The sequence below is a fragment of the Phaeodactylibacter luteus genome (assembly GCF_007993045.1).
Lineage (GTDB): Bacteria > Bacteroidota > Bacteroidia > Chitinophagales > Saprospiraceae > Phaeodactylibacter > Phaeodactylibacter luteus.
Window position 1 is genome coordinate 1 of sequence record NZ_VOOR01000163.1, and the last position, 822, is coordinate 822.

1 protein-coding gene is annotated in these 822 nt (G+C 51.8%); it reads left to right on the forward strand.

What is annotated here, in order from left to right:
• Positions 1 to 26: 26 nt before the first annotated feature.
• On the forward strand, positions 27 to 822 hold a 796-nt coding region (locus FRY97_RS21960), incomplete at its 3' end, for an IS3 family transposase (RefSeq protein WP_246141896.1).

Genomic DNA, 822 nt, shown 5'->3' on the forward strand with positions numbered 1-822 from the left:
ATCGACTTTCTAAAAAAAAGCTTGCGATGAAGGATGTGGCTCAGCGTCGCAAGATGGTAGAACGCCAGCATGCTCAATTGAGCATTGTCCAGCAGTGTATGCTGTTGGGCATCCATCGTTCGGGCCTGTATTACAAACCGGCACAGGAAAGTGAGCTGAATGAGGAATTGATGCGCCTGATGGATGCCCACTACCTGGAACACCCTTACAAGGGGGCTCCCCGGATGCATACTTGGCTGACCAAGGATATGGGCTACGAAGTAAGCCGCAATCGGGTGGACCGGCTCTACTATAAGGTGATGGGGCTGCGTGCGGTCCTTCCTGGCCCTCATACATCTAAGCGGGCCAAAGATCACCCTGTCTATCCTTATTTATTGCGCGATCTGGCGATTACCCACGCCAATCAGGTATGGGCCACCGATATCACTTATATCCCGATGTCCAAAGGGTTTATGTATCTGGTGGCGGTCATTGACCTGCATAGCCGGATGGTACTGAGCTGGTCCTTGTCCAACACGATGGAAGCCGGATGGTGTGTGGATGTGGTGCGCGAAGCGATCGAGCGCTATGGCAAGCCTGCTATTTTCAATACCGACCAGGGAGCGCAGTTCACCAGTGCCGTGTTTAGCCAGTTTATTCTCGATCAAGGGATCAAATTGAGCATGGACGGCAAGGGCAGGGCCACCGATAATGCATTCATTGAACGGTTCTGGCGCAGCCTCAAATACGAGCATGTATATCTGTACCCTTGCCAGGACGCAGTCGGGCTGTACCATGGCATCAATGAATACATTCAGTACTATAACGAGCGTAGAAGACATA